35 protein-coding genes and 1 pseudogene are annotated in these 26,568 nt (G+C 70.4%); 22 read left to right on the top strand and 14 right to left on the bottom strand.

What is annotated here, in order from left to right; all coding sequences use genetic code 11:
• Positions 1-139: 139 nt before the first annotated feature.
• From G412_RS0114090 to G412_RS0114135, 10 genes and pseudogenes are all read left to right on the top strand, one after another.
• Entirely contained in the window at positions 140-481 is a 342-nt protein-coding gene (locus tag G412_RS0114090; protein WP_244282957.1) for a hypothetical protein, read from the top strand.
• A 31-nt stretch (positions 482-512) separates the two neighbouring features.
• The gene (tap, locus tag G412_RS0114095; RefSeq protein WP_028812663.1) at positions 513-2,660 is read left to right on the top strand and encodes a telomere-associated protein Tap; all 2,148 of its coding nucleotides are present in this window, start codon (positions 513-515) and stop codon (positions 2,658-2,660) included.
• Between the two features lie 9 nt (positions 2,661-2,669).
• Positions 2,670-3,230: a telomere-protecting terminal protein Tpg gene (gene tpg, locus G412_RS0114100; RefSeq protein ID WP_028812664.1), complete on the top strand. Its 561-nt coding sequence runs from the start codon at positions 2,670-2,672 to the stop codon at positions 3,228-3,230.
• A 93-nt stretch (positions 3,231-3,323) separates the two neighbouring features.
• Entirely contained in the window at positions 3,324-3,809 is a 486-nt protein-coding gene (locus G412_RS0114105) for a hypothetical protein (RefSeq protein ID WP_051338337.1), read from the top strand.
• A 93-nt stretch (positions 3,810-3,902) separates the two neighbouring features.
• Positions 3,903-4,139: pseudogene (locus tag G412_RS34370) on the top strand (GNAT family N-acetyltransferase); the annotation flags it as partial.
• Between the two features lie 212 nt (positions 4,140-4,351).
• Entirely contained in the window at positions 4,352-5,437 is a 1,086-nt protein-coding gene (locus G412_RS0114115) for a YihY/virulence factor BrkB family protein (protein ID WP_028812666.1), read from the top strand.
• Positions 5,434-6,051, top strand: coding sequence for a phosphatase PAP2 family protein (locus tag G412_RS0114120; RefSeq protein ID WP_244282958.1), 618 nt, complete (start codon positions 5,434-5,436; stop codon positions 6,049-6,051). Before G412_RS0114115 ends, G412_RS0114120 begins: the two co-directional genes overlap by 4 nt.
• Positions 6,052-6,250: 199 nt before the next feature.
• Complete coding sequence (locus G412_RS0114125) at positions 6,251-6,670, top strand: phage holin family protein (RefSeq protein ID WP_028812668.1); 420 nt, start codon at positions 6,251-6,253, stop codon at positions 6,668-6,670.
• Complete coding sequence (locus tag G412_RS0114130; RefSeq protein ID WP_028812669.1) at positions 6,667-7,107, top strand: DUF3618 domain-containing protein; 441 nt, start codon at positions 6,667-6,669, stop codon at positions 7,105-7,107. The genes G412_RS0114125 and G412_RS0114130 overlap by 4 nt, the downstream gene beginning before the upstream one ends.
• Entirely contained in the window at positions 7,107-7,373 is a 267-nt protein-coding gene (locus G412_RS0114135) for a DUF4235 domain-containing protein (protein ID WP_028812670.1), read from the top strand. The genes G412_RS0114130 and G412_RS0114135 overlap by 1 nt, the downstream gene beginning before the upstream one ends.
• A 104-nt stretch (positions 7,374-7,477) precedes the next feature.
• Here G412_RS0114135 and G412_RS0114140 read toward each other — a convergent pair whose 3' ends face one another.
• Entirely contained in the window at positions 7,478-7,897 is a 420-nt protein-coding gene (locus tag G412_RS0114140) for a nuclear transport factor 2 family protein (protein ID WP_028812671.1), read from the bottom strand.
• Positions 7,898-7,987: 90 nt separating this feature from the next.
• On the opposite strand from G412_RS0114140, the gene G412_RS0114145 reads away from it, so the two are divergent.
• Positions 7,988-8,575 (top strand): TetR/AcrR family transcriptional regulator, encoded by a 588-nt coding sequence (locus tag G412_RS0114145; protein ID WP_028812672.1) that lies wholly within the window; start codon positions 7,988-7,990, stop codon positions 8,573-8,575.
• Positions 8,576-8,617: 42 nt separating this feature from the next.
• On the opposite strand, the gene G412_RS37165 is transcribed toward G412_RS0114145, so the two are convergent.
• The 4 genes from G412_RS37165 to G412_RS0114165 form a co-directional block, all read right to left on the bottom strand.
• Complete coding sequence (locus G412_RS37165; protein WP_051338338.1) at positions 8,618-9,679, bottom strand: polyprenyl synthetase family protein; 1,062 nt, start codon at positions 9,677-9,679, stop codon at positions 8,618-8,620.
• The gene (locus tag G412_RS0114155) at positions 9,676-10,740 is read right to left on the bottom strand and encodes a tetratricopeptide repeat protein (RefSeq protein ID WP_028812673.1); all 1,065 of its coding nucleotides are present in this window, start codon (positions 10,738-10,740) and stop codon (positions 9,676-9,678) included. The genes G412_RS37165 and G412_RS0114155 overlap by 4 nt, the downstream gene beginning before the upstream one ends.
• A 333-nt stretch (positions 10,741-11,073) precedes the next feature.
• The gene (locus G412_RS34375) at positions 11,074-11,439 is read right to left on the bottom strand and encodes an ANTAR domain-containing protein (protein ID WP_244282959.1); all 366 of its coding nucleotides are present in this window, start codon (positions 11,437-11,439) and stop codon (positions 11,074-11,076) included.
• Between the two features lie 38 nt (positions 11,440-11,477).
• Positions 11,478-11,897 carry a hypothetical protein gene (locus G412_RS0114165; RefSeq protein ID WP_028812674.1) on the bottom strand — a complete coding sequence of 140 codons (420 nt, stop codon included), beginning with the start codon at positions 11,895-11,897 and terminating at the stop codon, positions 11,478-11,480.
• A 311-nt stretch (positions 11,898-12,208) separates the two neighbouring features.
• On the opposite strand from G412_RS0114165, the gene G412_RS0114170 reads away from it, so the two are divergent.
• Positions 12,209-13,993, top strand: coding sequence for a PP2C family protein-serine/threonine phosphatase (locus tag G412_RS0114170; RefSeq protein WP_028812675.1), 1,785 nt, complete (start codon positions 12,209-12,211; stop codon positions 13,991-13,993).
• A 43-nt stretch (positions 13,994-14,036) separates the two neighbouring features.
• Here G412_RS0114170 and G412_RS0114175 read toward each other — a convergent pair whose 3' ends face one another.
• From G412_RS0114175 to G412_RS40490, 5 genes are all read right to left on the bottom strand, one after another.
• Complete coding sequence (locus G412_RS0114175) at positions 14,037-14,480, bottom strand: protein-tyrosine phosphatase family protein (RefSeq protein WP_028812676.1); 444 nt, start codon at positions 14,478-14,480, stop codon at positions 14,037-14,039.
• Between the two features lie 126 nt (positions 14,481-14,606).
• On the bottom strand, positions 14,607-15,401 hold the full coding sequence (locus G412_RS0114180) for a VOC family protein (protein ID WP_028812677.1): 795 nt from the start codon (positions 15,399-15,401) through the stop codon (positions 14,607-14,609).
• Between the two features lie 97 nt (positions 15,402-15,498).
• Positions 15,499-15,915: a substrate-binding domain-containing protein gene (locus G412_RS40480; protein WP_483027166.1), complete on the bottom strand. Its 417-nt coding sequence runs from the start codon at positions 15,913-15,915 to the stop codon at positions 15,499-15,501.
• Positions 15,810-16,406, bottom strand: coding sequence for a substrate-binding domain-containing protein (locus G412_RS40485; protein WP_208857869.1), 597 nt, complete (start codon positions 16,404-16,406; stop codon positions 15,810-15,812). The genes G412_RS40480 and G412_RS40485 overlap by 106 nt, the downstream gene beginning before the upstream one ends.
• A 24-nt stretch (positions 16,407-16,430) precedes the next feature.
• Positions 16,431-16,547: a LacI family DNA-binding transcriptional regulator gene (locus tag G412_RS40490; protein WP_208857870.1), complete on the bottom strand. Its 117-nt coding sequence runs from the start codon at positions 16,545-16,547 to the stop codon at positions 16,431-16,433.
• A gap of 208 nt (positions 16,548-16,755) precedes the next feature.
• Between G412_RS40490 and G412_RS0114190 the strand changes: the two genes are divergently transcribed.
• From G412_RS0114190 to G412_RS0114230, 8 genes are all read left to right on the top strand, one after another.
• Complete coding sequence (locus G412_RS0114190) at positions 16,756-17,259, top strand: allene oxide cyclase barrel-like domain-containing protein (protein ID WP_028812678.1); 504 nt, start codon at positions 16,756-16,758, stop codon at positions 17,257-17,259.
• A 96-nt stretch (positions 17,260-17,355) separates the two neighbouring features.
• Entirely contained in the window at positions 17,356-18,588 is a 1,233-nt protein-coding gene (locus G412_RS34385; RefSeq protein ID WP_037648769.1) for an FUSC family protein, read from the top strand.
• Between the two features lie 85 nt (positions 18,589-18,673).
• Positions 18,674-19,132, top strand: a complete 459-nt coding sequence (locus G412_RS0114200; protein ID WP_028812679.1) for an SRPBCC family protein — start codon at positions 18,674-18,676, stop codon at positions 19,130-19,132.
• Positions 19,133-19,327: 195 nt separating this feature from the next.
• Complete coding sequence (locus tag G412_RS0114210) at positions 19,328-19,753, top strand: Hsp20/alpha crystallin family protein (protein WP_028812680.1); 426 nt, start codon at positions 19,328-19,330, stop codon at positions 19,751-19,753.
• 113 nt (positions 19,754-19,866) lie between these two features.
• Positions 19,867-20,262: a DUF2267 domain-containing protein gene (locus G412_RS0114215; RefSeq protein ID WP_028812681.1), complete on the top strand. Its 396-nt coding sequence runs from the start codon at positions 19,867-19,869 to the stop codon at positions 20,260-20,262.
• Positions 20,263-20,492: 230 nt separating this feature from the next.
• A complete protein-coding gene (locus G412_RS0114220; RefSeq protein ID WP_028812682.1) occupies positions 20,493-20,894 on the top strand; it encodes a DUF2267 domain-containing protein in 402 nt (133 codons plus the stop codon).
• Between the two features lie 72 nt (positions 20,895-20,966).
• Positions 20,967-21,239 (top strand): ribbon-helix-helix protein, CopG family, encoded by a 273-nt coding sequence (locus G412_RS0114225; protein WP_028812683.1) that lies wholly within the window; start codon positions 20,967-20,969, stop codon positions 21,237-21,239.
• A complete protein-coding gene (locus G412_RS0114230; RefSeq protein WP_028812684.1) occupies positions 21,236-21,631 on the top strand; it encodes a hypothetical protein in 396 nt (131 codons plus the stop codon). Before G412_RS0114225 ends, G412_RS0114230 begins: the two co-directional genes overlap by 4 nt.
• A gap of 78 nt (positions 21,632-21,709) precedes the next feature.
• Here G412_RS0114230 and G412_RS0114235 read toward each other — a convergent pair whose 3' ends face one another.
• Positions 21,710-22,597, bottom strand: coding sequence for a hypothetical protein (locus G412_RS0114235; RefSeq protein ID WP_028812685.1), 888 nt, complete (start codon positions 22,595-22,597; stop codon positions 21,710-21,712).
• A 205-nt stretch (positions 22,598-22,802) separates the two neighbouring features.
• Between G412_RS0114235 and G412_RS0114240 the strand changes: the two genes are divergently transcribed.
• Positions 22,803-23,207, top strand: a complete 405-nt coding sequence (locus tag G412_RS0114240; protein WP_028812686.1) for a YidB family protein — start codon at positions 22,803-22,805, stop codon at positions 23,205-23,207.
• A 60-nt stretch (positions 23,208-23,267) separates the two neighbouring features.
• Here the strand turns inward: G412_RS0114240 and G412_RS40150 are convergent, their stop codons facing one another.
• The 3 genes from G412_RS40150 to G412_RS0114255 form a co-directional block, all read right to left on the bottom strand.
• Positions 23,268-23,411: a hypothetical protein gene (locus G412_RS40150; RefSeq protein ID WP_167546460.1), complete on the bottom strand. Its 144-nt coding sequence runs from the start codon at positions 23,409-23,411 to the stop codon at positions 23,268-23,270.
• Between the two features lie 150 nt (positions 23,412-23,561).
• On the bottom strand, positions 23,562-23,888 hold the full coding sequence (locus tag G412_RS0114250; RefSeq protein WP_028812687.1) for a MerR family transcriptional regulator: 327 nt from the start codon (positions 23,886-23,888) through the stop codon (positions 23,562-23,564).
• 505 nt (positions 23,889-24,393) lie between these two features.
• The gene (locus G412_RS0114255) at positions 24,394-24,810 is read right to left on the bottom strand and encodes an SRPBCC family protein (RefSeq protein WP_028812688.1); all 417 of its coding nucleotides are present in this window, start codon (positions 24,808-24,810) and stop codon (positions 24,394-24,396) included.
• 279 nt (positions 24,811-25,089) lie between these two features.
• Between G412_RS0114255 and G412_RS34390 the strand changes: the two genes are divergently transcribed.
• A complete protein-coding gene (locus G412_RS34390) occupies positions 25,090-26,553 on the top strand; it encodes a uracil-xanthine permease family protein (RefSeq protein ID WP_244282960.1) in 1,464 nt (487 codons plus the stop codon).
• Positions 26,554-26,568: the final 15 nt, after the last annotated feature.

Raw genomic sequence — 26,568 nt, forward strand, 5'->3', positions numbered from 1 at the left:
ATTCCGGATTCTGGAGTCGACAGCTCACCATCGACACCACTTTTTATCGGCCGATAAAAGGCATTGCTCTGAGCTAAGATCGAATCGTTGTGGGGAACGAAGCATTGGATGGGGACGGGGACGGATGCTCGCGGTGGACGTGAGGCAGTCGCTTCGCAATGGCCAGACCGTCGCGGAAGGCGCGGCCCGGTGGTGGCGCTTTTCCACGCAGACGGTCGGGAAGCACGGCGACTTCCTGCTGGCTTTCGTCGACGGCGGGGTGTGCGTCGGCGCCTTCCGGATCGTCGGCTCTGAGCCGGATCTCACCGCAGGCGGTAAGTACGCCTTCGACCTCGCCCCCGCCTCCCGCTTCCAGTGGGCCCTGGGTCACCGGCTTCCGCTGCCTCCGGGCCGCAATCCCGCCCGCATCCTCACCGGCCGGCACTTGCGCGAGTTCCTGGACGCCGCCCCGCACGGCCCATCCGCGACTGACAACGACTGACAACGACCGACACCGAAGGAGCGAGCGCCGCATGGCGAGCAAGCCCGACCCCGTCGACGCCCTCCTGAAGGCCGGGCCGCGCCGCACTCACCTGCCCGAGCCCGCCGAGCGCGCCCGGCTGCGCACGGATTACGGCCTCACCCAGAGCGAGATCGCCGCCGCACTGGACGTCACCCGGACCACCGTGGCCGGATGGGAAGCGGGCCGCAGCGAACCACAGGGCGCCACCCGAGCCGCCTACGCCAAGCTGCTGGAAGGCATCGCCACCCAGCTGGCAGCCGCCCCCGAACCGCAAACCCCGTACGCGGCGCGGGAACCACAGACCGTCCCCACCCCGCCGGAACCACAGACCGTTCCCGCCCCGCCCAAACCGCCGACCACCCCCGCACCGCCGGAGCCCCGCACCGCGCAGCCGGTCCGCAGCCCGTCGATGTCGCGCCGCCCACCCGCGAAGAGGCCTCCCGTGAAGAGGCCTCCCGCGACGAGAGAGCCCGCTCCCGCCGCGGCAGCGGTCGATCCGCGCTTCGCCAACGGCCCGCTCGCGGTGCTGGACGGTGACGGGTCGGCGTACTGCGTCGGCGGCCTGGTGCTCGACTGCCCGGCCACGACCGTTCCCGCCCTGGTCGACTGGGCCCTCACCGAGGCGCACCTGGGGGCGCCCCGGCTGAACCGCAACGGCAAGGACGCCGACCCGCTGGTCGTCATCACGGCCGCCGCCGCCGAGCGGCTCGGCCTCCCGGCCGTCCTGGAGGACCGGCGAGGCCTGCGCCTTCCCGAGGACCACAAGGTCAACAAGCAGATCGCGAAAGCGAACTGGAAGACCACCAAGCGCGGCTTCGGCCCGTGGGCCAGGGTCTACCGTCCCGCACATGCGGGCCGGCGCCAGTGCGTTCAGTTCGCGATCGTGCCCTGGGGCGCTCTCGACGCCCGCGCCTGGGGCGACGCGGCGGACTTTCCCGCGGCGGAACTCGCCCAGGTGCTGGGCGCGTACGCCACGAAGGTCATCACGCCGCGCGGTTCCTGTGCGGTCTCCGGCCTGGAGCTGATGACCGCGCTGCGCCCGCCCACCCGAGCGGTCAAGGACGAGATGACCGGCGCATGGTCGTCCGGCCCGAACCCCGGTTCCCTCACCGGCCCGGTGGACCCCGCGCCACCGGAAGCCCCGGACGAACACCCCGTCGTCGCCGCCCTGTACCCGCGCGGTCACCGGCGCACTCCCGCCGAGGTCCTCGACGAAGAGGCGTACGAGTGGATTCGCGACCCCGAGCTGCTCACCGATGAGGAGTGCGCGAAGCCGTACGCGGTCGGCATCGACGTGAACATGGCGTTCGCCGCCGCCGCGAACCGGCTGAACGTCGGCCTTGGCCCCGCGACGTACGTCCACAGCCCGGCGTTCGACGCGAAGCTGCCCGGCAGCTGGCTCGTCGACCTGTCCCACATCGAGATCGACCCGCGCCTTCCGAACCCGTTCACCCCGCACGGCGTACGGCCGGCCGGCCCGGCCTGGTACGCGACGCCGACCGTCGCCTACGCCGTGGAGCTCGGGCACCAGGTGCAGCCGGCCGAGGCGTACGTCCGCCGGGAGCACGCCGCGTACCTGGACGCCTGGTACACGCGGCTGCGCGACGCGTACATGGCCACCATGGAGCAGCTCGGCGTCGTCTCCGGGATGCGCGAGGCGGACTTCCTCGAGGCGATGGATCAGCACAAGAAGGCCGACGCCGGGCAGGCCGCCGTCCTGTCCGCCATCAAGGCCACGGTCAAGGGCGGCATCGGCAAGCTCCGCGAGCGCCCGCAGGGCGCCGGATACCGCCCCGGCGAACGCTGGCCCGCCCTGGAACGTCCGACCTGGCGCCCGGACATCCGCGCCGCCGTGATCTCCGCCGCCCGCATCAACATGCACCGCAAGATGCTCAAGCTCGCAGGCGTCGGACTGTTCCCGATCGCGGTCCTCTCCGACTGCGCCGTGTATCTGTCCGACGGCCCCTCGCCGCTGGACTTCCTGCCCCGCACGCCCGACGACAAGCCGCTTCCCGGCGGGTTCCGCCTCGGTGTCTCACCGGGGATGGTCAAGTGCGAGGGCAGCCGGCCGATGATGTGGGCCGTGCAGATGCTCGATCAAGGCCACAACCCCGCCCGGCACATCAAGGGCGGCGACGCGTCGGCCGACGGAGAATAGGGGTCAGTGATGGGCATCCTGGGCGACAGCCTCGAAAAGGCCGAGGCGAACACGTTCACCCGGCCCCTGCCGAAGTCCGCGCAGGCGCAGATGCGGTTCCTGGTGAAGAGCGAAAAGGGCTCCACCAAGGCCGTGGCCGAGCGACTGGGCACCACCCAGCGCACGGTCGAGCGCTACCTCAAGGGGCAGTTCAAGCGGCCGCGCAAGGATCTCGCCGCGCGCCTGGTCGCCGAGGTGGGCAAGAGCTGGCAGCCGAAGGTCCGCGAGCGCGCCAAGCAGCAGGCGGCCAGTACCACGGGCATCGTGATCGAGACCCGCGCGCGGTTCGGATTCACCGCGGCGCCGGGGACGACGGACGACGGCCGGCTGCGGCTCATCACGCAGCACTTGCCGCCCGCCTACGCGAGCCGCCTCTTCGACGCCCAGGCCGCGGGCGCGACCGAACAGCAACTGCAGCGCATCGCCGCCGAAGGCCTCCAGGAGGAGTACTTCAAGGACCGCGGGCGCCGGGCGCCCGGCCTCCACGTGGAGCTGACCGACATCGACTACATCGAACTCGACTACCGCTGAGCGCTCCACCGGCCCCCCCCCCGCGGCAAGTTGGTGTGTACCTGCCGCTAGAGTGCGTTGCTTGATCGAATGCCTTACGGCGAAGGGGGACGCATGAGTGGGCAACTGAGAGACACGGCCAGCGAGTTGGCCGAAGTGCTGTGGCGGGAGCACACCGTGTACCGGGACCGGGCCGGTGGTGTCGTCATCCGGGGTGAGCACGTGCAGCGCTGGATCAGTCTCGCTCCCGCGGGTGGCCGGGGCGAGATCCTCGTCCGCGCCGGCCGCATCCTCGACGGCGGTACTACGGCCCCGGCGCGTTCGGAGGCGATCGTCCCGCTCGCCGCCGGTACGGGCGAGCTCGCCACGACCTGCCGCCGCCTGCTCGCCGAGGCAGCGGTCGACGCGACCCCACAAGCTCCCGCCCCGTCCTCAGGCACCGACCGCTCCAGAGGCTCCACCCGGCCCGGCCGGTCCGGCCGCGCAGGGCGGTTGAGACGCCGGGGTCGACACACGAGCTTCAGCTCCTGGGTGGTCCTGGTCTGCGTGGCAGGTGTTGTCGCTCTCTACCTCTACAGCGCCGGAGCATTCGGCAGGTAGACGACGCGGCGCCGTCACGGCAGGCCGGCGAACAACCGTATGCGACTGCCTCACGGGGACATCAATGACCTTTGCTCCCCGAGTCGAATCCACGCACTCCATGCCCGCGGCCGCGGAGTGGCCCGCCGGGCTCTGGAGGCCCTCACGACCTGGGCCTTCGAGACCTTCGCCGCCGATGGTCTCCAGCGGCTGGAACTGCTCCATCAGGTGGACAACCCCGCTTCGTGTCGCGTCGCGGCCAAGACCGGATACGAGTTCGTCAGGGTGCTGCCCGCCTGTCCGCCGGCTTTCCCGGCCGAGGGGCACCTGCACGTCAGAACAGCGGGTTGACCGCCCGGCCGGGCGAGCGCTCGTGGGGGATCCTGTACGACGGGCGGTGCCTCAGGGGCGTACACGCGGGTGTATCGCTGACAGCGTCGGCGCCCTGGCCGTCGGCAGAAGTGCGGCAATGCACTCCAATGGCGCAGAGTTCCAGCGACATCGCCATGATTCAAAGTCCGGCTGCACGTGCATAAGCCGGACTTTGCGGTTACTCGTAGGTCATGGCATCGAAGTGGCGGCAGGAACACGGAGACGAAGACGACGAGCACGGGCGCGAGCAACGTCCGGCGGCTGCCGGGGCGGACGCGGAGTCCGGCAGCCGTGCGGGACCGGACCCCCAGGTGGAACGGGACGCTCCCGGCTCGCCCACCCAGCTGGGCAAGAAGTCCTGGGGGGCGGTGCTCAAGCGCACGACGGCGGAGTTCAAGGACGACGAGCTGACCGACCGGGCCGCGGCACTGACGTACTACGGGGTACTGGCGCTGTTCCCCGCGCTGCTGGTGCTGGTGTCGATCCTGGGCATCGCGGGTGCGTCGGCGACCAAGGCCATCCTGGACAACATCGCGAAGCTGACGCCCGGCTCCGCCCGCGACATCATCACCGGTGCGGTCGAGCAACTGCAGGCCAGTGGCAGCGGTACGGGATCGATCCTGGCGATCGTCGGCCTTCTGGGTGCCCTGTGGTCGGCGTCCGGCTACGTGGCCGCGTTCATCCGCACATCCAACGCCGTCTACGACATCCCCGAGGGCCGGCCGGTCTGGAAGATCACGCCGTTGCGGCTGGTCCTGACGCTGGTGCTGATGATCCTGGCGTGCGTCAGCGCGCTGATCGTGGTGTTCTCCGGCGGCCTCGCCAAGCAGTTGGGTACGACGCTGGGGATCGGCGACACCGCCCTGAACGTCTGGTCGATCGCGAAGTGGCCGGTTCTGGTGGTGCTGGTCACCATCATGATCGCGCTTCTGTACTGGGCGTCGCCGAACGCCAGGGGCCGCGGCTTCAAGTGGGTCACCCCCGGCAGCTTCCTGGCCCTGGTGATCTGGATGATCGCCTCGGCGGGCTTCGCGCTGTACGTGGCGAACTTCGGCTCGTACAACAAGACGTACGGAACCCTCGCCGGAGTGATCATTTTCCTGGTGTGGCTGTGGATCACGAACCTGGCGATCCTGCTGGGGCTGGAGTTCGACGCGGAGATGACCCGTGAACGCGCCATCGTCGGCGGCCATCCCAGCGACGAGGAGCCCTACGTCGAGCCGCGTGACACCCGCAAGTGGAGTGACCAGGACCGTAAGCAGATGGGCAGCGAGTGACTGTGCTGGAGCACCTGGGCCGGGGCGTCGACGGGTTCGACACCGCGCGGCCGAAGGAGGCCGTGACGCGCCTCCTCCATGACGTACGCCGCCTCGACCGGCAGCTCACCCGCCGGGCCGCCTCCTGGGACTCGCCGTGGGCCCGGAAGATGCTGCCGGCCGTGGAATCGGCGGCCGAGAGAACCAAACTCTGGTGGGGCGCCGCCATCACGATGGCCGCCGTGGGAGGTGCCACGCAACGCAGGGCCGCAGCCGGGGGAGTGGCCGGCATGCTCTGCGCCCAGCTGATCGCGAACGCGCTGTGCAAGCAGTTGTACGAGCGGCGCAGACCCCCCACGGACATGATCCCGCACGACGATGTCGAGGACCGGCCGGACACTTCGTCCTTCCCCTCCGGGCACACCGCTGCCGCCGTGGGCTTCAGCGTCGCGGTCTCCCTCACCTCACCGTGGGTGGGGGCGGCAGCCGCGGTTCCCGCCGCGATGGTGGCCGTGGAGCGTGTCCATGCCGGAGCGCATTACCCCAGTGATGTCGCGGCCGGCGCCGCCATTGGTGTGGGCAGTGCCCTGCTGGTGCATCACGCACCGCGCCTGCTGTTGCGCCTCCTGACGTAGGGAGTCGAGGGCGGGGGCGGATCGGTTCGTCCGCGACGCGTGGGGTGTCGGCTGGCGGGCATCCGCGGTAACGGCTACGACTTGAGAGGACAGCCACCAGCGGGCAGGCCGTCCACACCGCCGCGCCTGGCGCAGACCGAGATGCAGCGAGATGCAGCAAGACGCAGCAAGACGCAGCAAGGAAAGGCAGGTCACGACGATGAGCACGTCAGTGGGCCAACCGCCCCACAGGGACACCGAGGAGTCGGTGGGCGACCTTGTCAAGCAGGCCTCGGAGCAGATTTCCCAGCTGATGCGGCAGGAGCTGCGCCTGGCACAGGCCGAGATGCAGCAGAAGGGTAAACGGTTCGGGCTCGGCGGCGGTCTGCTCGGCGGAGCCGGCGTGGTGGGCATCCTCGCTCTGCAGGCCGCCGCGGCCACCGCGATCGTGGCCCTGGACCTGGTCTGGCCGTTGTGGCTCTCCGCGCTGGTCGTCACAGGCGCGCTGCTCGTTGTGGCGGCGGTGCTCGCCCTCGTGGGCAAGAAGCAGGTCAGCCGCGCCACGCCGGCCGCCCCCCAGCAGGCCATCCACAGCGTCAAGGCCGACGTGGCGGAGATCAAGGAGAGGGCACGGCGATGACGGACAAGGCAAAGGGCGACGGTTCCTCGCCCACCCCCGACGAACTGCGGGCCCAGGTGGCCAGGACCCGCGAGGAGCTCGGCCGGACGGTCGAAGCGCTGGCCGCCAAGGCCGACGTAAAAGCGCAGGCACAGCAGAAGGCGGCCAGGGTCAAGGGCATGGTGCAGGACAAGGCGGCACACGCCCTCCACACCGCGCACGACAAGACGCCTGAGCCGGTACGGGAAAAGGTCGCCTCGGCCGGCGACCAACTGACGCAGACCGCTCACGGTCTGGGACGAAAGAGGCACAACAAGGACGCGGCGTCCGGCATGGGCGAAGGCCGGCCCGGCGGCAGGGGCGACGCGCACACCAACCGCAATCTGCTCGTGTTCGCCGGTCTGGCGGCGGCGATCGCTGTCGTCGTCGTCGCCACACGGCGCGGCGGGAGGTGCTGATGAAAGCGTCCAAGGTTGCCTACAAACCGGTCGGCCTGGTGCTGGGCGCCGTGAGCGGCGCCCTGGCCGGCGCGCTGTTCAAGCAGGTGTGGAAGGTCATCGGTCACGACGAGGACGCCCCGGACGCCACCGACGAGGAGCGCGGATGGCGGGAGATCGTGATCGCCGCGGCCGTACAGGGCGCCATCTTCGCGGCGGTCAAGGCGGCGGTCGACCGCGGCGGCGCCACCGCCGTACACCGCCTGACCGGAACCTGGCCCGGCTGACCGGGCGCTGACCGGGCGCTGACCGTGCGTTGACCGGGCGTTCGCGGGCCGTCAGAGCCCTACTGGCCGTCAGCGCCCTACCGGCCGTCAGCGCCCTATAGCCGTCAGATCGCTATGCGCCGCTCGTCCGCCGAGATGGCGAGGTCGTTGATGCTCGCGTAACGGCGTCGCATCAGGCCGTTGTCGTCGAACTCCCAGTTCTCGTTGCCGTAGCTGCGGAACCACCGGTCCGCTTCGTCGTGCCACTCGTACTCGAAGCGGACGGCTATCCGGTGGTCCGTAAAGGCCCACAACTCCTTGCGCAGGCGGTAGTCCAGCTCGCGCCGCCACTTGTCGCGCAGGAACTCCACGATCTGCGCGCGACCGCGCAGGAACGTGTCGCGGTTGCGCCACTCGGAGTCCTCGGTATAGGCGAGGGCCACACGCTCGGGGTCCCGGCTGTTCCACGCGTCCTCCGCAGCCTGGACTTTCTCACGGGCGGTCCCGGCGGTGAACGGCGGCAACGGCGGCCTCTTGTCGGTCACGGTTCTCCCCTTCCCCAGGGGAGAATGGGCATTCTCCCCTCTTCGCGGTAGCGTAAGAGAACGGTGATTCTCACGCAAGGGGAGGTCGGCATGGAAGCCGCGGCACAGGAGACCCGCATCCTCGACGCCGCCGAGACGCTCTTCTACGGGCGCGGCCTGCAGGCGGTCGGCATGGCGGAGATCCGCGACGCTTCCGGCGCGTCCCTCAAGCGCCTCTATCAGCTCTTCCCCTCCAAGGACCACCTGGTGGAGGCCTACCTGCGCCGGCGCGACGTGCGATGGCGCGCGTCACTGGCCGGCCACGTCGAGGATCAGCCTTCGGGCGAGGACCGGATCCTGGCCGTCTTCGAGTGGCTGGGGTCGTGGTTCCGGGAACCGGGATTCCGGGGCTGCGCCTTCGTCAACTCCTTCGGGGAACTGGGCGCTACATCCGAACCGGTCGCGATCGCCGCCCGCGACCACGTCGAGGCCCTGAAGGACTACCTGGCGCGCCTGGTGAGCGAGGCGGGCCACTCGGCCTGGCTGGCGCAGTCGCTCCTTCTGCTGGTGGAGGGCGCGATCACCACAGCCGCCGTCAGCGACGACAGTGCCGCGGCGGACCATGCCCGCGAGACGGCGCGCAAGCTGCTGGAACTGGACTCGGCAAGCTCCAGCAGCAGCGCCCCCGGCCGCGGCTGACCCACGGTCACGGCCGGCTCGCGCCCGCGAGCCCTTGATCCGTCACATTCTTCGGTCGACGAGGAACGGCAGAAGCGTGAGGATGTCGCCGACCGCCGCCGGGGCCAACGGGACGCTCCCCAGGCTGTCGCGGGCCCTCTCCAGATGGTCCCGCGCTTCGGCCAGCGTGGCGGAGCGCCCGCCGGCTTCCTCGATGAGCTCGGCGGCCCGGCGGGCGGCGGTGTCGTCGAGAGGATTGCCCGAGGTGAGGAGCGCGACCAGGCGCCGGGCGGCCGGGCCGTCCGCGGACACGGCCGCGAGGACGGGGTACGTCTTCTTCAGCCGGCGCAGATCGCTGTGCACCGGCTTCCCTGTGACCTGCGGATCGCCCCAGATGCCCAGCAGGTCGTCCACCGCCTGGAAGGCCACCCCGAGTTGCCGGCCCGCCCGCGCGAGGGCGTCGACCGTGGCGGCCGGTGCCCCGGCCAGTACGGCGCCCAGGCCCGCGGCGCAGCCGAGGAGCGCGCCGGTCTTGTGGCGGGCCATGGACCGGTACTCCTGCGGGGACACGGCCTCCGGGCCCGTCCAGGGCCGGGCCTCGAAGAGCAGGTCTTCGGCCTGACCGCGCACCAGGTCGTTCAGCGTCCCCGCCAAGTGCCGCACCGCCGCCCCGCTGTATACGGTGCCGCAGTCGGCCAGCGTCTCCACGGCCAGGGCGAACAGCGCGTCTCCCGCCAGCACCGCGGGGCCCGTGCCGTACGCCTTCCACACGCTCGCGCGCTGCCGGCGGGTCTCGTCGCCGTCCATGATGTCGTCGTGCAGGAGCGAGAACGTGTGGATCAGTTCCACGGCGACCGCACCGACGACCGCGTCCTCGGCGGATCCGCCCGCTGCCTCGGCGCACAGCACGGTGAGAGCCTGGCGTACCCCCTTGCCGTGCGAGCCGGCGCGGGGGCCGGGCACGGGCCTGCCGCCCACCTCGCTCCAGCCGAGCGAGAAGGCGGCCATCTCGGCAGGCCACGGATGAAGGCGCCGCACCGCCTGCGTGAGGGCGGGCCGTACGAGGTCGCGGCAGCGGGCGAGGATCTGCGGCGCGGTGGCCAGGTCTGTTACCGGCAGCGTCATCGTCGGCCGTCTTCCTCGTCCGCCACGGTGGCAAGGGGGAGTACGCCGAGTTCGGCATGGGCCTTGTCGACCATGTCCCGGGCGTGGCGCAGGCCGATCCGGTCGAGCGTACGGCGCAACTCGCTCAACTCGGCGGCGGTCTCGTCCTGGTCCCGGCCGAGCCGGGCGCGCGCCTTGACCAGCCCGAGCCGTGCCAGGGCCTCGCCGCGCGGCTCGCTCATGGCACGGAACTCCGCGAGAGCCTGCTCGTACACTTGGCGGGCTTCCTCGTAACGGCGGGCTCGGTAGAACACGTTGGCGCGCATCTTGTGGTTGTAGGCGAGGGCGCTGGACAACTTCATCTCGCGGCAGGTCACTTCCGCCTCCGCGAGCAGGGCCAGAGCGCGGTCCGGGTCGTCGTCGCGCAGGGAAAGGATGTCGGCCATGCCGCGCAGGGCCCATGCCCTGCCCCGCCGGTCCTCCGCCTTCCCGGCGATCTGGGCCGCCTCCTCGAACATCGCCAGCGCCGTGTCGTACGAGCCGGTGTTGCGGTGTATCTGCGCGATGCCCTCCAGCGCCCATACGGTGTGGCGGGCCTCGCCACGTTTGCGTGCCTCGGCGAGCAGTTGCTCGTGCAGTACGGCGACCGCCTCGTAGTCCCCCTGTATGCGTCCGGTCTCCGCCAGACCGGCGAGGGAGTAGCCGCGGGCCACGACGTCCCCGCCCCGTTCGCCCATGTCGGCGGCGAGGCCCAGCAACCGGAACGCCAGCGCGAGCGCGCCCCGCTGCCGGGCGAGCGTCCCGCCGCTCCACAACGCCCACGCCATGGCCCCGAGGTCACCGGCCGCACGGGCGGCGCGGTAACTGGCCTTCCACGCCCGGTCGGCTTCCTCGACGTTGCCCAGCCGGCGGTGCGCCTCGGCGACGGCGAGCCCGGACCGTGCCACCTCCTGCTGCGAACCGGAGGCTTCGGCCGCTCTCAGGTTCTGGGTGCCCTTTTCCAGTACGTCCGTCAGGGAGGAGTTCACCGACAGCGCGGTGAGGGCGCCTTGGTACTCCGGCGCGAATGCCTTGCTGTGCATGGGTGCCTTTCGTGCGTGGCCGGGGCAGCGGTGGTGCGCGGCTATGCACTGCGTGTATACGTACGGTGTATAGCCACCTGGTTCCGAACCCGGGCGCTTGGTGGGCCGGGAGGGTGCCGACCACCAGGGGCCGACCGTCCTGCTGTGGATCAAGACGACTGCCGCCCGCGCAGGGTTGCTCGCGCCCGATGTGTTTTATCCGGCGCGACATCCGGTGACCGGGGCGCGGCGGCGGCTCTATTCGCGGCACGGACTACCGGGCTCTTGAGCGCGCTCGGCCGGCGACGCGGGTGGACCGGCCGCCTAAGCCGGTCCACCCGAGGCCGACCGGGATCAGCCGGCGTTGCGTACCCGTCTGACCGACTGCCGCAGCGGTACCCGGACGGACGCGGGGAGCTCGTTGCCACCGGCGGCGGCGACCAGAGCCGCCGCCACCTCCCGCAGTTTGATGTTGGTGCGCTGGGACACCTCCACCAGTACGTCCCAGGCCTCATCGGCGGAGCAGGCGGCCAACGCCATCAGCATGCCCTGTGCCTGGCCGATGACCGTACGGCTGGACAACGCCTGACGCAGTTGCGTGATCTCCGCCCGCATCTGCGCCTGCGTCTCCGCCTCCAGGCGGTGTGCGTGCGGCGGCGCGCCGCGCAGTTCCCCCGTCACGTCCGGATTCGCCGTCCGCTCAGCCGGGTCGGCCCCCACGGCGACCACGTTCCATCCGGCACTCGTGACTGTTTCCTTCACCCTGTGGTCGCGGGGAGACGGACGGTGCCGTTGCGGCTGATCGTCAGAGGCGGACTGCAGGCGCCGTGCGGCAGCTCGGGGGAGGTGATGCGTACGCGGTACGGTCCCTCAGGCAGCTCCGGCACCACCACGGACGCCCGCAGCGCGCGCGGATCCACCTGTGAGGCCAGTACCGCGGCCTCGGACCACTCCCCCTCTTCCGTCCTGCGCTCCAGCAGGACGCTGCACGGATATCCCAGGCACCCAGTGATCCGCCAGCTGATCTGCCGTCGCTCGACGCAGGTCCAGCACTCCCCGCCGGTGGGCGCCCGTACGAGCAACGCGTCCGAGGCCGGGTCGGGCGAGGCGGTCCGGGGTGGGACCAACCCGTCGGTCGCTCGCTTCAGTTGGGCTTTGGCCAGCGCGATCCAGCGCATTCTCTTCCTTCCATGTCGCTCCCGCGGCGGTGGCGGCTGCGGCGGCTGTGGCGGCGGTGGCGGACCGCCCGGCGCGGGGAGCGGGTCCTCGGCTTCCTGATTTGGGTGTTTCCGCCCTGAAAGCGCCCAACACGGGACTAAAGTCCCGTCCGGCAGGGACCTTCGCCACCACCATCCGGCTACGGCAGCCCGGCGGTGAGCGCTCGCGTGCGGCCGGGGCGGAACCTACGATCGAGGTGGACGGATCTTGACGCGCGACGCCGGGAGGTCATCACCGTGAGTGTCCTCTACGGCAGGGCGGCGACGATCCGGTGAGCTTCTCACTGCCGGGCCTGCCGGACCTGCCCCACGACGTGGAGGGCCTGAAGTCGCTCATCGAGCGTGAGGTCGCCGCGTTGCGCGCGGACGTACGCCGCAAGGCGCAAACGCGCCTGCCGCTCGCGACCGCCCTCGGTGACGCCTCGCCCATGAGCGGTCAGTCCCTGGAGACCTTCACCTCAGGAAGAGCCGAACCGGCGGACGACCTCCCGGCCGGGCAGCGAGAAACCGGCGGTGGCGGCCCGAACGGCCCGAACGGCGTGACCGGTCACGACCCGTGGGCCTGCCTGTGCTCCAGCATGGCGGCCATCCCCGTCTCGGCGGCGCTCCTGGCCCCTGTCCAGGACGAGACCGGTGAGATCACGGACTTCGTCATCCGGGCCGGCAACCACGTCCGCTCTTCGGAATGGCTCGAACCGCCGGACACCCAGGTGGGGCAGCGGTTCCTGGAGGCCCGCCCCGGAGCCGCGACGAGCGGACTGCTGGCGGCGCTGACGTCGGTGTTCAAGTCCGGCCGCGCCCTCAACGGGCTGACCGTGGACTACACGGAGGAGCGGCACGGCCGACTGCATCGCGCCCCGCTCCTGTACTACGCCGCCTCCTGCGGCGGCCAACTGCTGACCACCTGGCTCCCCGCCCGCAGCCAGGCCGAGAGCCTGACCCTCGACGCTCAGCACATCGCCTCATTGGGATGGGGCCACTGGGACCTTCTCTCCGGCGCCGTCAACTGGTCGGAGGGGCTGCACCGCATCTTCCGTACCGACCCGGGCATGCCGTGGTCCCTCACGGAGCTCTGCGACGCGGTCCTGCCCGGCGAGGTGCCGGCGCTCGCCGAGCTGATCACCGCCGTCCTCGCCGGTGAGGAGCCCTCCTGGACACGTATCCGCTTCCGTGTCTTCGGTGAGGTACGCACCCTCGACCTGCTCGGCAGGCCCGTCGCGGGAACCGACGGACGCCCGTGGGCCGTGCACCTGGTCGCACGCGACCTGACGCCCCAGATGCGCGGCCGCCGCCGTCTGGCGGAGAGCCGGCGCGAGACGGAGGGGCTGCGCCAGCAGGCCGAGGCGGAACGGCGCATCGCCTCCGTCCTGCGCGAGGCGCTCCTGCCCACGCACTCCGCGGAGCTCGCCGAGCTGGGGCTGACGGTGGCCGCCGCCTATCTGCCGGCCGAGCCCGACGCGGCCGTGGGCGGCGACTGGTACAAGTGCAGGCGCCTGCCGGACGGGCGGGTACTGGTCGCCATCGGAGACGCCGTCGGCCACGGGCTGGACGCCGTCGCCCGGATGGCCCAGCAGCGCCACGCCCTCGCCGGCCTCGCCCAGACGGGCGCGCCGGCCGGCGAGATGACGACGTGGCTGAACGAGCTGGTGTGCAGTGACCCCTCCGCGCTGACAGCGACCATGATCACCGGGCATATCGACCACGACCGTGTCCTGCGCTGGGCGTGCGCGGGCCATCCGCCCCCACTGCTGCGGCGCGGCAAGGAAGTGTCCCTTCTCCCCTCCGACCATCTCGGCCCGCTCCTCGGCCTGATGCCCGGGTACGCGTACGAGACCGCGCCGGTCCCGCTGCGCAGCGGCGACCTGCTGCTCCTCTACACCGACGGTGTGGTCGAGCGCCGGGGCGAGGACATCACCGTGGGCATCAACAACCTCAGCCGGAGCCTGTCGGGAAACGCGGGGCTTCCGGCCCGTGCGACGCTCGACCGGATCATCGCCGATTACACGCGCACGGCCCACGACGACGACGCCTGTCTCCTTGCCATCCAGGTCGACTGAGCGCGCGGGAGCCCACCTCGCGCCCGTGAGGCGACACACGGGGTTACGTGTCGTCGTCGTCACCGAAGCGCAGCACGAAGTGTTTCTGCCAGGGAGTCTCCACGGCGCGCGGGTGGTAGTGCCGACGGGTGTACGCCACGGCCTCGTCCGCCGGGACCCCGTCCAGGACGGCCATGCACGCCAGCGCCGTACCCGTACGCCCGCGACCGCCACCACAGGCAATCTCCACGCGCTCGCCGGCCGCCCGCTCCAGCGCTTCCCGCAGCACGTTCCGGGCCTGACGGCGATCCCGCGGAAGCCGGAAATCCGGCCAGCGCAGCCATCGGGCCTCCCACGCCACCGGCGGCGGTTCCTTGCCCAGCAGGTAGACGGCGAAGGACGGCGTCACCCCTGCGGGCAGCGGATGACGCAGGCCCCGGCCGCGCACCAGCAGGCCGGAGGGCAACCTCATGACTCCGGCGCCGGCCGAGCACCACTCATCGCTCATGCGCCCACCCTATGGGCGGCGGCAGAAGGAACCAGCGGAGCATGGCCGGGCGGCGGGCCGTCGTATCCCACTGAACCGGTGGGCCGGGAGGCGGTACGCAGCGGGCGGGCCGCACGGTGCGATGCGTCAGGCAGGCGTCATCTTCGGCATCTCGCCCTTCGTCGTCCGCATGTCGATGACGGCGAACGCCGCGCCCTGCGGGTCGGTCAGTGCCGCGAACCGCCCGAACGGGCTGTCCATCGGCCCGAACTGCAGCTCGCCGCCGCGCTCGGTCGCCCTCGACACCGCCGCGTCGCAGTCCTCGACAGTGAAGTACACCTGGATGTACGGCGGGATCTCCGGCGGGAACTCGTCCGTCATCGTCATCCGCCCCAGGACGGTGTCGTCCCCGACGTTGAACACCTTGAAGTCGACCGCGTCGTCCTCCATCCGCTGCACGGTGTACGGGAAGACGGCGGGAAAGAAGGCGTCCGACTTCTCGGGGGCGCGCGTGAAGACCTCGGCCCAGGCGTACGCGCCCGGCTCGCCGCGCTTCTCGAAGCCTTCGTGCCGGCCCGCCTGCCACACGCCGAACGTGGCGCCGCCGGGGTCCTTCGCGATCAGCATGGAACCGAAGTCGCCGACCTGCATCGGCTCCATCAGCACCTCACCGCCGTTGTCGGTGATCTTCCGGGCGGTGGCGGCGACATCCGGCGACGCGAAGTACAGACACCAGGCCGACGGGGTCTCCTGGCCGGGCATCGGCGGGACGACGGCGGCCACCGCCTTGCCGTCGGAGTACGCCTGCGTGTAGTTGCCGTACTCCGAAGAGCCCTCGCCGAAGGTCCAGCCCAGCACGTCGCCGTAGAAAGCCTTGGCACCCTCCACATCGGTGAACATCGCGTCGGCCCAGCACGGAACGCCCTCTGGTTGTGCGGCCATCGTTTCGCTCTCTCCTGCTCGATGATTGGTCCGGTTTGTTACGGTATCCAGTCATCCGCCGCCCCGCCCGCCGCGACGCGTCGCGACGCCGCTGTCCTCAGGAAGGCTGTGGCGGTGCGACCGAAGTGCGCAGGATGAGGCGGGTGTGCAGCGTGTGCGTCTCGCGTCGCAGTTCGGCGCCTTCCAGCGCATCGAGGAGCACCTCGGCCGCCTTCGCGCCGAGTTGGTGCACGGGCTGCTCGATCATCGTCAGCGGCGGGTCCATGACCGCCGCCCGGGCGCTGTCGTCGAAGCCGATCAGGGACAGGTCGCGCGGGTAGGACAGCTTCTCCTGCCGGACGGCGCGCAGGGCTCCCGTCACCGCGTCGGTCTCCGTACAGAACAGCGCGGTGATGCGCCGCGGGAGGGTCAGCATGCGGACGACCTCCTCGGTCGCCGTTCCTCGGTCTTCGGCCCGACCATCACCAGCTCCGGGTCGAAGGGGATGTGCGCGTCGTCGAGCGCGTCGAGGTATCCGCGCAACAGTTCCCCGTCGGTCCACAGATTGCGCGACGCCGCGGCGAGCAGCTCACGCCGGGTCCGGGGCACCTTCGTCACGGGCGGCCCCCGTACGAATCCGATGCGGCGGTGCCCGGTCGCGATGAGCACCTCCACCGCCTCGCGCGCCGCGTCCCGGTTGTTGATGACGACGGCGTCGAGATCGAGTGCCCCGATCGCCCGGTCGACAAGCACGACGGGGATGCCCCGGTCCAACGCCGTCCGGATATGGGCCACTTCGCCGCCCCCGACAGCGGCGGAGGCGATGATGACGCCGTCGACCCGCTTGTCGATGAGCACGTTGGTCGCAGCGACCTCCTCGTCGAGGTTCGCGTACGTACTCAACACGATGGTGTCGAAGCCCCGGGCCCGCGAGCTGTCGCAGATGCCGCGCACCACACCGGCGAAGAACGGGTTGGCGATGTTCGCGACGAAGACTCCGGGGGTGTGACTGACACCGGTCGACACGCTGCGCGCCAGCGCGTTCGCGCGCTACCCGAGCTTCTCGGCCGCCGTGAGGACGCGTTCCTTCAACTCGGGGCTGACGTATCCGTACCCGCCGAGCGTCCGGGCCGCGGTCGCCCTGCCGACACCGGCCTCGGCGGCCACCTCGGAGATCGTCGGTGGCCCTGACGTGCGGCCCCGGTCTGCTGGCATTGCCGTCTGAGGGCTGAAGAGGTGACAGCGCGCAACCAGGCGGGTGATCCTCGCTCGTGGCAGTCACCCGAAGCCGCCGGCGGGCGTTGGAGTGGGCTCGCGCTGTCGCCCGGCGTCTCCACGGAGCCGGGCGACCCCACTCTCATCCACTGGAGGTTCCATGCTCCACTTCCGTGCCCGACAGCTTTCCGCCGCTGTGACCACCGCCGCCATGGCGATGACCGTCACGGGCGCCCTCGCGTTCACCGCCCAGGCCGCCCCCGTGCCCAAGGCCGAGTCCAAGGCCAAGGTGCTCAACTGGCTGGCGCACAAGCACTCGGACACCATGCCGCGTGTGCTGCACAAGGGCAGCGACTGGACCTCGTACGCGTACCTGTACGACGTCAAGAAGGGCAAGCCCGGCAAGAAGATCGGTGACGCCACTGCCCACTGCAGCGCTGTCGAGGTGACCCCTCACAGTGTCGTCGCGCAGTGCCAGAGTGTGCTGCGCACCGACGACGGCAGCATCACCCTGAGCGGCACCATCGATCACCGCCGTTCCGGCACGTACGGCGGCGACGCGGCGATCACCGGCGGCACCGGCAAGTACGAGGACGCGGAGGGACAGGTCGAGGCCGTCTTCCACGGCGACTACGCCAAGCTGCGCGTCAAGCTCGACGACTGAGCACCCGTCGGCCGGCCGCCCCCCGCTGGGGACGAGCGCACGGGTGATAGACAGCGGATGGTGCCTGTGTGAGGGAAGAGGGGGAACAAGCTAAGGGTGCCTGAAGTTACCGACCCTCTGCTGAACCTCGTCCGGCGGCACAAGGAACCCGTGGTCGTACAGACCGTCAGGTCCACCGTTGCCGCAGTCATCTCCTACGTCGTCGCCCTGATGCTGAGCAGTGAACCGGCGCCGCTGACCGCGCCGCTGACCGCGCTGCTCGTCGTACAGGTCACCCTGTACGCGACTCTCACCACCAGCATGCGCCGGGTGAACGCGGTGGTGGCGGGGGTGGTCATCGCCATCGGCTTCAGTTCCCTGGTGGGCCTGACCTGGTGGAGCCTGGGACTGATCATCCTCGCCTCGCTGGTGCTCGGACGCTTCGTGCGGGCCGGTGAGTTCGTACCCGAGGTAGCGATCAGCGCCATGCTGGTGCTCGGCGTGACCCGGGTGGCCGCGACGGCCTGGGACCGGGTGCTGGAGACACTGATCGGGGCGGTCGTCGGACTGCTGTTCAACGTGCTGTTCGCGCCGCCGGTCTGGGTGCAGCCCGCGAGTGCGGCCATCGAGGGGCTCGCGCGCCGTATGCGGGATCTGCTGCTGAGTCTCGGGGACGAAGTGCGCGGTCACACCTCGGTGGCGGAGGCGGCCGAGGCGCTGCACGAGGCGCGTCGCCTCGACCACGACATCGTGGAGGTGGACGCGTCCCTGCGGCAGGCGGAGGACAGCCTCCGGCTGAACCCCCGCGTCAAGGAGGGACTGCTCTTCCGGGTCGTACTGCGCACCGGCCTGGACACCCTGGAAATCTGCGCCGTGGTGCTCCGTACGGCATGCCGGACCCTTACCGATCTCGCAAAGGCACGGACGGACGAACCGCTCTTCTCCACGGAGATCGCCACCGCCCTGCGGGAGCTGTTCATCCATATGGCCCGTGCGGTCGAGAGCTTCGCCGTGCTGATCACCACGCAGGTCAGCGTCAACGCGGAGGAGGCGGAGGAGCGGCTGGTCAGGGAGCTCGCCGCCAGCCGCGACAGCCGCGAGATCGTGGCGCACCTGCTCCTCGACGGCGTACGGGAGCATCCGCGCCAGTGGCAGTTGCACGGAGCGCTGCTGGCCGAGGTCGACCGGATCCTGGACGAACTGGACGTGGAGAAACGTTCCATGCGGCTGGTGGAGGAGCTGGACCGGCAGTCCCGTGAGCAGCGGGAGAAGTACCCGCTGGTGGCCAAACTCCGGCGCCGGCTGCGCGTCGGCCGGTCGCGGGATCTGCCCCACGAATCCCCCGACTAGGGGCGCGATGATCGGGTACCCGATGCCACGTGCCAAGATCCGCGCGGCAGGCACGCTGCCGCGCGTCACCCAGGAGGAGGCGCAGATGAGCACGGTGAAGGAGACGGTAGAGGTCGAGGTCCCCGTCCGTACCGCCTACAACCAGTGGACGCAGTTCGAGGAGTTCCCGAACTTCATGGAGGGGGTGGAGGAGGTCAGGCAGATCGACGACCGCCACAACCACTGGACCACGAAGATCGGGGGAGTGCGGCGGGAGTTCGACACCGAGATCGTCGACCAGCTCCCCGACGAGCGGATCACCTGGCGTACCACCGGTGGTGACACGAACCAGAAGGGCATGGTCCGGTTCCAGCGGCTCGACGACACGCACACACGGGTGGAGCTCGTGATGGACGTCGAAACGAGCGGCGCGGCGGAGAAGACCGCCGACATGACCGGCATGATCGACCGGCGCGTCAAGGGTGACATGCGGCGATTCAAGGAGTTCATCGAGCATCGCGGCGGCGAATCCGGGTCGTGGCGCGGCCGCATCAAGCCTGGATGACCGCGGCCGTGCGCGCCTCGACGGTCCTGACGTCCGCCCCCGGCGTCAGGACCGTCGACGCTGCCTGCGGCGCCGCCGGACTTCAGGACGAGCTTTACGGCATTCGGGATTGAGCGGGGGCTTGTCAAGTTTGCTGCTGCGAGCTATATAGGTGTTGTCGCCATGTGCATCCCGTATCCGGGAAAGGAGTGACCAATGATGCTCATGCGTACCGACCCCTTCCGTGAACTCGACCGGCTCACCCAGCAGCTGATGGGCACCACCGCGAGGCCGGCGGCCATGCCGATGGACGCCTTCCGGCAGGGCGACACGTTCGTCGTCGAACTGGATCTGCCCGGTGTGGACCCCGAGTCGATCGACCTGGACGTCGAGCGGAACGTGCTGACCGTAAAGGCCGAGCGCCGCTCCGACGCCGGCGAAGGCGCGGAAGTCCTGATCGCCGAACGGCCGACGGGTTCCTTCAGCCGTCAGATGTTCCTGGGGGAGACGCTGGACACCGAGCGCATCGACGCGTCGTACGAGGCAGGAGTGCTCCGCCTGACGATCCCGGTCGCGGAGCAGGCCAAGCCACGCAAGATCTCCATCACCGGGGGAGGCGCCCAGAAGGAGATCAGCGGCTGACTCCGGCGGGACCCGGACCGCGGGTCGCGCTCCGGGTCCCGCCCCCCCTTCGCCCCCACGGGCGGGGCGCGAGCGGAACAGATGCGAGCACGTACGAGGAAGGGCCTGGCGGCATGGTGATGAAGTGGGACGCGTTCCTGGCCGCCGTCCAGGAACGGGGCCAGTACTCCTCACGGCAGGAAGCCGAGCGGGCGACTCGCGTGGTGATCGCCCTCCTGGGCGCGCATGTCGTGGGCTCCGAGCGGTCGGAGCTGGCCGCCCGGCTCCCGGAAACGTGTGCGCTCCTGCTGCTCAACCCGCTGCCGGCCGCTGAGCCGCTCGGACCGCAGCGGTTCGTACGGGCGACAGCGGCGTGGATCGAGGGCGCCACCGAAGAGACCGCGAAGTGGGACGTCAGTGCCGTCCTCAGCGTCGTCGCCGATGCGGCCGACGACGAACTGATGCGCCGCGTCCTGCTCCAGCTCCCGCCCGGTTACGACCTCCTCTTCGGCCGCCCCCAGGCGACGTGAGCTGTGGGGCGTTCGGCCGAGTCGGGGCGGCGGCGGGGCGGGCTCCCGCATAAGGTGCCGCCGCCCCGAAGAGGAGGCATGCTGAATTCGGACACTACTCAGTCACCACACAGTCACCAGACGATTACCCTGCGGACACATCCGGGCAGCCTCCGGATACCACTCAATTCCGTGGGCACTAGTCCGTGGGCACTAGGCAGAAAACAGCAGAGAGGCAGGTAGCCACAGTGATGCGGTGGAACGAACTCGTACAGCAGGTACGCGCCTCAGGGCAGTACGCCACCGACGCCGAGGCGGAGCGCGTCCTGCGCACCGTACTGGCTGTGCTGGGCACGCATACCACTGGTGACGAGCGCCGCGAACTGGTGCGCCTGCTGCCTGTGGAGGCGGCCGTCATCCTCGCCCGCCAGAAGCCGGCCGCCAGGCCCCTGACCGCACCGGAGTTCGTCGAGACCGTCGCCGCGAGACTCGGGGGACTCACGCCCCCCGCCGCGCGCTGGGGAGTGAGTTCCGTGCTCGGCGTCCTGGCGGACTGCGCGGGCGAAGACCTCACACGGCGCATCACCGCGGTCCTGCCGAGGGGGTACGCCCTTCTCTTCGGCCGCGCCGAACTGGCACCGGCGGCCGCCTGAGCCGGGACCGGCCGTAGGGCGGGGTGAGCGGTCCCCCTGCCGCGCCGACGCATACGGTCGTACGCTGACCGTATGACGGACAAGGAACGCGTGACGATCACGATCCCGGCGGAGAGCGCCGCCGCGCTGAAGAGGCTCGCCAAGGAGAAGCGCATCGAGTCCGTGTCGGCGTACGTGACCGAGGCGGTCGAGGAGCGCCTCGGTCGCGAAGAGCGCGCCCAGCGCATCATCGAAGGCTGGGCCGCGGAGGTCGAGCGGACGAGTACCGAAGAGTGGGCCGAGGCCGTGGAGTGGGCGCGGGCCTCCGACCGGCGGGGAGACGACGCAGGGGGCGCGGCCGCGTGATCGGCGGGTACATCCTCGATGCCGGCGCGATACGGCAACTCGCCCTCGGCCGCCCTTTCATGGTGGCGCGGGTAGTCGTGTCGGTCGAACAGATCCAGGTCCTCTACGTCCCCACCACGGCTCTCGCCGCCGGCCTGATCGGCCACGACATCTCGCCCCGGCGGCGGGAGCAGGTCGACCTGGCGCTGGCCGCACCGGTTTTCGAGTTCCACGGCCTCGACCGCCCGGCCGCCCTGGCGGTCGCCGAACTCGCCACCATGGCCCAGGTCGACCTCGCCACCGCTCACGTGGGTCACTTGGCGCTGCGGCGCCCGGGCTGGCCGGTCATCACCGACCGGCCGGGCGAGCTGCACAAGATGAACCCCGGCATCGAGACGGTCGAACTGCCGTAACCGACCTGGGTAGCCGCCCTGCCCCGTGACCGATCTGCCGTAGCCGAACGGCCGCGGCCGTCTGTTACCGGCCGTCGGTCACCGGCCGTCGGCGTGCGCGGCCGCGTCCTCGGCACGCCTGCGGGCTTCGCGGGCCGCGGCGCCGGCTTCCCGGGCACGGTCCCGCGCCGTCGCGACCGCTCCCCGGTCAGCTTTCTGCCGCTCCTTGGCCTCCTTCAACTGCTCGGCCAGCGCCGTGACCTCGTTCTCCGCCTCCCGCAACCGGGTCTCAGCCCGCGCGAGTTCCTCCTCGGCGTCCCGTGCCTGCTGCTCGGCTGTCGTGGCGTCCTTCTCGGCCCGCGCGATCCGAGCAGCACGCTGTTCCTTGCGCGCCCTCTCCTTCTCCTCCTCCCGCTCCTTCTTTTTGGCCTCGGCAGCAGAGGTGGCGAGGCGGGGACCGTTGGAGCGGGCGGGGCGGGACGAGTTGGGCGGCACGGCGGTCGGCGTGGTGGCAGCGGTGAACCCGACCGGCGGGCTGAGCGGTTTGGTGAGGCGGCCCGAAGCCCACTCCCGCGCGGCGTCGGGGTCGGCCAGGACGGCGTGCAGCGTGCTCTCGACCTCACGCTGTACGTCCTCGCTGACCGGGTGTCCGGCATCGGCAGCCAGTTGCTTGGCCTGCCGGGCCAGCGCGCCGACCAGGTCGTGCTGCCGCCGGCCGAGTTCGCGCAGCTGCTCGCCGTCGAGATCACGGTGGGCCCGGCGCATGCCTTCCCCGAGGCTGATCAGCGGCTGGACCTGCTCGGGCTGCCGACGTACGAGCAGATTGCTCGCCCAGGCCGACAGAGTCGGGCGCCGCAGCGCCTGAATCCGCCCGGCCAACTCGCGGTCGCCCGCTGTACGGGCCGCCGCTGCGCGCTCATTCCTGGCCGCGGTGAAGTCGGCCGGAGCCAGCCCGTACAGCTCGTCGGTGATGCTCTCCAGGTCCACGGCTCTCCAGGTCCACGGCTCTCCAGTCCGGCATCTTCTCAGCAGCCTCCATCATCCGTCCCGGCAGGCGGGATGCGGTGATACGGCGGTCAGCGATCGGCGTATCGCACGCCGGTATACGGGTGACTTTCCGGGTAGCGCCAGGCCGTGTGGGTACACGGGTGGTCACTGACTTACCGGCTTATCGACCAGGAAGGGGTTGACCGTGGCGGGAGAGGATCTGGGGCGTCTGCTCGGAGGAATGCTGGGAGAAGGCGACGGAAAGGCGAACCTCCTCGGCTCGCTGCTGGACTCCCTGGGCGGCAGTACGGCTGGGAGCGGCAACCCGCTGGACGGGCTGCTGGCGGCGCTCGGTGAGGGAGGCCTCGGTCATCAGGCTCACTCATGGGTCGGAGCCGGCGCCAACGAGCCGATCGACGGAGCGCAACTCGCGGAGGCGCTGCCGCCCGACACACTCCAGGAAGTGGCCCAGCGAGCGGGGCTGTCACCGGACGAGGCTGCCGACCAGCTCGCTCAGGTTTTGCCGCAGGCGGTGGACAAACTGACACCGGGAGGCCAGCTCCCGCACGACACGTCGATGGAAGACCTCATCAGGTCGCACACCCCCTGACATGTGCTCACGGGGTCCGGACTCGCCGGACTCCGTCGTCGCGAGGCGGGCCCGAGGCGGCTACTGCGGACCGAGTTCCTCCGACTTCTTCTCGTCGTTGTCGTCCCGTTCCCCCTCCGCCTGGGAAGGGGTCGTCTGCCGCAGGTCCTCGTGCGTCTCGCCTTCGCGCTCGCCCTCTGCCTGGGAAGGGGACTGCTCGCTCATCGGTCTGGTCCTCACTGCTGGGAGTTTTTTACCTGGTAGCCGTCGAAGCGCGCGGCCGTTCATACGCCATTTTCGGCGCTCGGCACCTTTCCTGCGATCCGACAGGCCCCTCCCAGTGGTTGAGGCGGCAATCGGTCTACCGGGACGGTCTCACCCAGTGGGCTTGCGCAGTTCCTCGTTGAGACGCAGAGCTTCTTCGAGCTGGTCTTCCAGGATGACGATGCGGCAGGCGGCTTCGATCGGCGTTCCGGCGTCCACGAGCTCGCGTGCGCGGGCCGCGATGCGCAACTGGTAACGGGAGTAGCGGCGGTGGCCGCCGTCGGACCGCAGGGGCGTGATGAGCCGGGCTTCGCCGATGGCCCGCAGGAATCCGGGCGTGGCGCCGATCATCTCGGCGGCGCGGCCCATGGTGTAGGCCGGGTAGTCGTCGTCGTCGAGCCGGTCGGTGGTGGTGTGCGGGTGGGTTTCTGGCGTCATTTGCACCTCTTCTGGGACGCGTCGAGGGGCCCCGATGCCGTACGGCACCGGGGCCCCGAGGGGTTTCAACACCATCTACCGGCTCTGGGCTGCGCCGGCTTTCTGTTTCCGCTTATCCGCCTGGGAGGCCGGAAATGCGGGGATCGTGAATGCGTGACCGGGGACCACCTTCCAATCCGGGGCCTGCGGTACCCGAGCGAACTGGACCCTCGCTCGGGCGATCCTGATGGCGTCTGCTCCTCTCTCGTTTCTTCTTGGTACGGGTACTGCTTGTTCCTGCGGTTCTGCTCGGCGCCCCTGGGGGCCGCCCGGCCCGGCAACCAGCCGTGAGACCTTCCTGCAGTTTCCTGGCCTCACCACTCCGTCGCCGTGCCGTGTACTGCTCGCGCCAGTTCGTCTCTGCCGCGTATCGCTGACTTCTTCGGCTACGTCAGGAACCCTACTCACACGGGGCCCGTATGTCTATCGCCGCCAGGACAGATATTCAGGTGTGTCGCGGAAGGGCTCAGCCGGCACCGCCGCCGTCGACGCGCAGCCGTACCTGTTCCTCCAGGCGCTGGAGACTGTGGTCGAGGGCGGCGTTCACTGCCTCTTCGCCCGGGTCGTGGTCCTCGTCGAAGAAGGAGAGATGCACCGTCACTTCCGTGGCCCCGCTGCCCATCCCGGCCACCTGGAGCCACCCGGTGTAGCTTCCCGAGTCCCTGGTGCCCCACTCCAGCCGCATCTGGTCCTTCTGTGCGCGCAGGAGTGCCGAGGTGTCCTCGTCGGTGCGGTCCTCGTGGACGGTGACGGCGGGCAGTTCCTCGGGGCGTACATGCAGCGCTTCCGGCAGCCACTGGTCCAACTGGTCGACATTGGCCGCCTGGTCGAAGACGTGCTCCGGCAGTGCGGGCATTGTGCGTGAACGCTCGTATTCGGTCATCACCACACCATTCCTCGGCTCGAAACCGTTCGACGAACGCATGCCCGGCCTGCCGGACGTGAAGCCGTGCGGCCGTACAACCACCCATTCGCCGGAGGCGGCCGGCTCGGTTGCAGGTCTCCGGGGCCGACCGCGCTCCGAAGTGGGCGTGCGCGATGCCTTGACGCGCCCTCCAGGCCCTCACATACTGACGGCCAAATCGATTTGGCCGAATCGATTTGGCCCCCGTCCAGGGCCGGATCACGGTCGAAACCGGAGCGAGCCGAACGGAGCTCGAACGTGCCCAGTCCCCGCCCCGCGTCCCTTCACCCCGAGTCGACCCACCCCGAGTCGACCCGTCCCGAACCGATCCACCCCGTGGACGAATCCCGGCCGATCGGCAGGATCCTGCTCTTCGGCATCCAGCACGTCCTCGTCATGGCCGCGACCCCCATCTCGGCGATCTTCCTGATGAGCGCGACCCTGCGCCTCGACCCCGGCCTGACCGTCAACCTGCTCTCGGCGGCCTTCCTGCTCTCCGGGATCGGAAGCCTGATCCAGTCGCTCGGGCCATGGAAGTTCGGCCCCAAGCTGCCGTTCGTCATGCTGCCTGGCGGCGCCCCGCTCATCCTCTTCCTGGCCATCGCCGAACAGCACGGGCTCCCCACCGCGACCGGCGCGGTGATCATCACCGCCGCCTTCTACTTCGTCGTGCTGCCCGTCTTCTCAAGGCTGCTCGCGTTCTTCCCCGCCCTCGTCATCGGCACGATGATCGTCATCGTCGGTGTCAACCTGGTGAAGGTCGGCGCGCTGCTGGTCACCGGCCGCCCCGGACAGCCCGGCTTCGCCGACACCACCAACCTCCTGCTCGGCCTGGCGACGATCGGCTTCACCGTCGCCTTCTACTGGCTGTTCACCGGAATGCTGCGGCAACTCGCCGTCATGCTCGGCCTGATCGCGGGTACGGTCCTGGCCTTCGCACTCGGCGCGGTGGACGCCGGCCCGGCGGCGGGGGGCGGACTCCTGAGCATGCCGCAGCTCCTGCCCTTCGGCTCGCCCCAGTTCAACCTGCTCGCCGCCCTGCCGCTGATGCTCTACAGCCTCGCCTCCATGGCGGAGGCCACCGGACAGACCGTCATCAACGCGGAAGCCGTCGGCAAGGAGATCGACAAGCGCGCGGACGTCCCCAAGACCATCCGCGGCGACGCCCTCACGTCCCTCTTCGGTGGCTTCTTCGGCCTGCCGCTGATGGTGACCAGCGGCGAGAACATCGGCATCGTCCGCGTCACGGGCGTACGCAGCCGGTACGTCACAGCGGCAGCCGGCGTCGTACTCATCGCCATCGGCTTCCTCGCGCCCATCACCCGCGCGATCAGCATCGTCCCGTCAGCCGTCGTCGGCGGCACCGCCATGGTCGTCTTCGCCGTGATCACGGTGCTCGGCGTGCAGATGCTGGGGCGCGCCGACCTCGACCGGCACACCAACACCTTCATCTGCGCCGTCGCCATCGCCCTGGGCCTGCTGCCCATCCTCATCCCCGGCGTGTACGGCGGCTTCCCGCCCGGCGTCCGGATCCTGCTCGAAAGTGGCGTCGCCGTCGGGGCGTTCGTCGCCGCCGTACTCAACATCCTCTTCCACCACGTCAGGCCGCGGCTCACGCGCAAGCCGCCGCCCGCCGCCGCCGTCCCGGCCCAGCCCCAGCCCCAGGCCCAGGGCGAGGCCGAGCCCGGAGCCGGCGAACCCGCCCCCGCCCAGCATCACTGACCCCACCCGTACCGG

Source organism: Streptomyces flavidovirens DSM 40150 (genome assembly GCF_000429085.1).
Classification (GTDB): Bacteria; Actinomycetota; Actinomycetes; order Streptomycetales; family Streptomycetaceae; genus Streptomyces; species Streptomyces flavidovirens.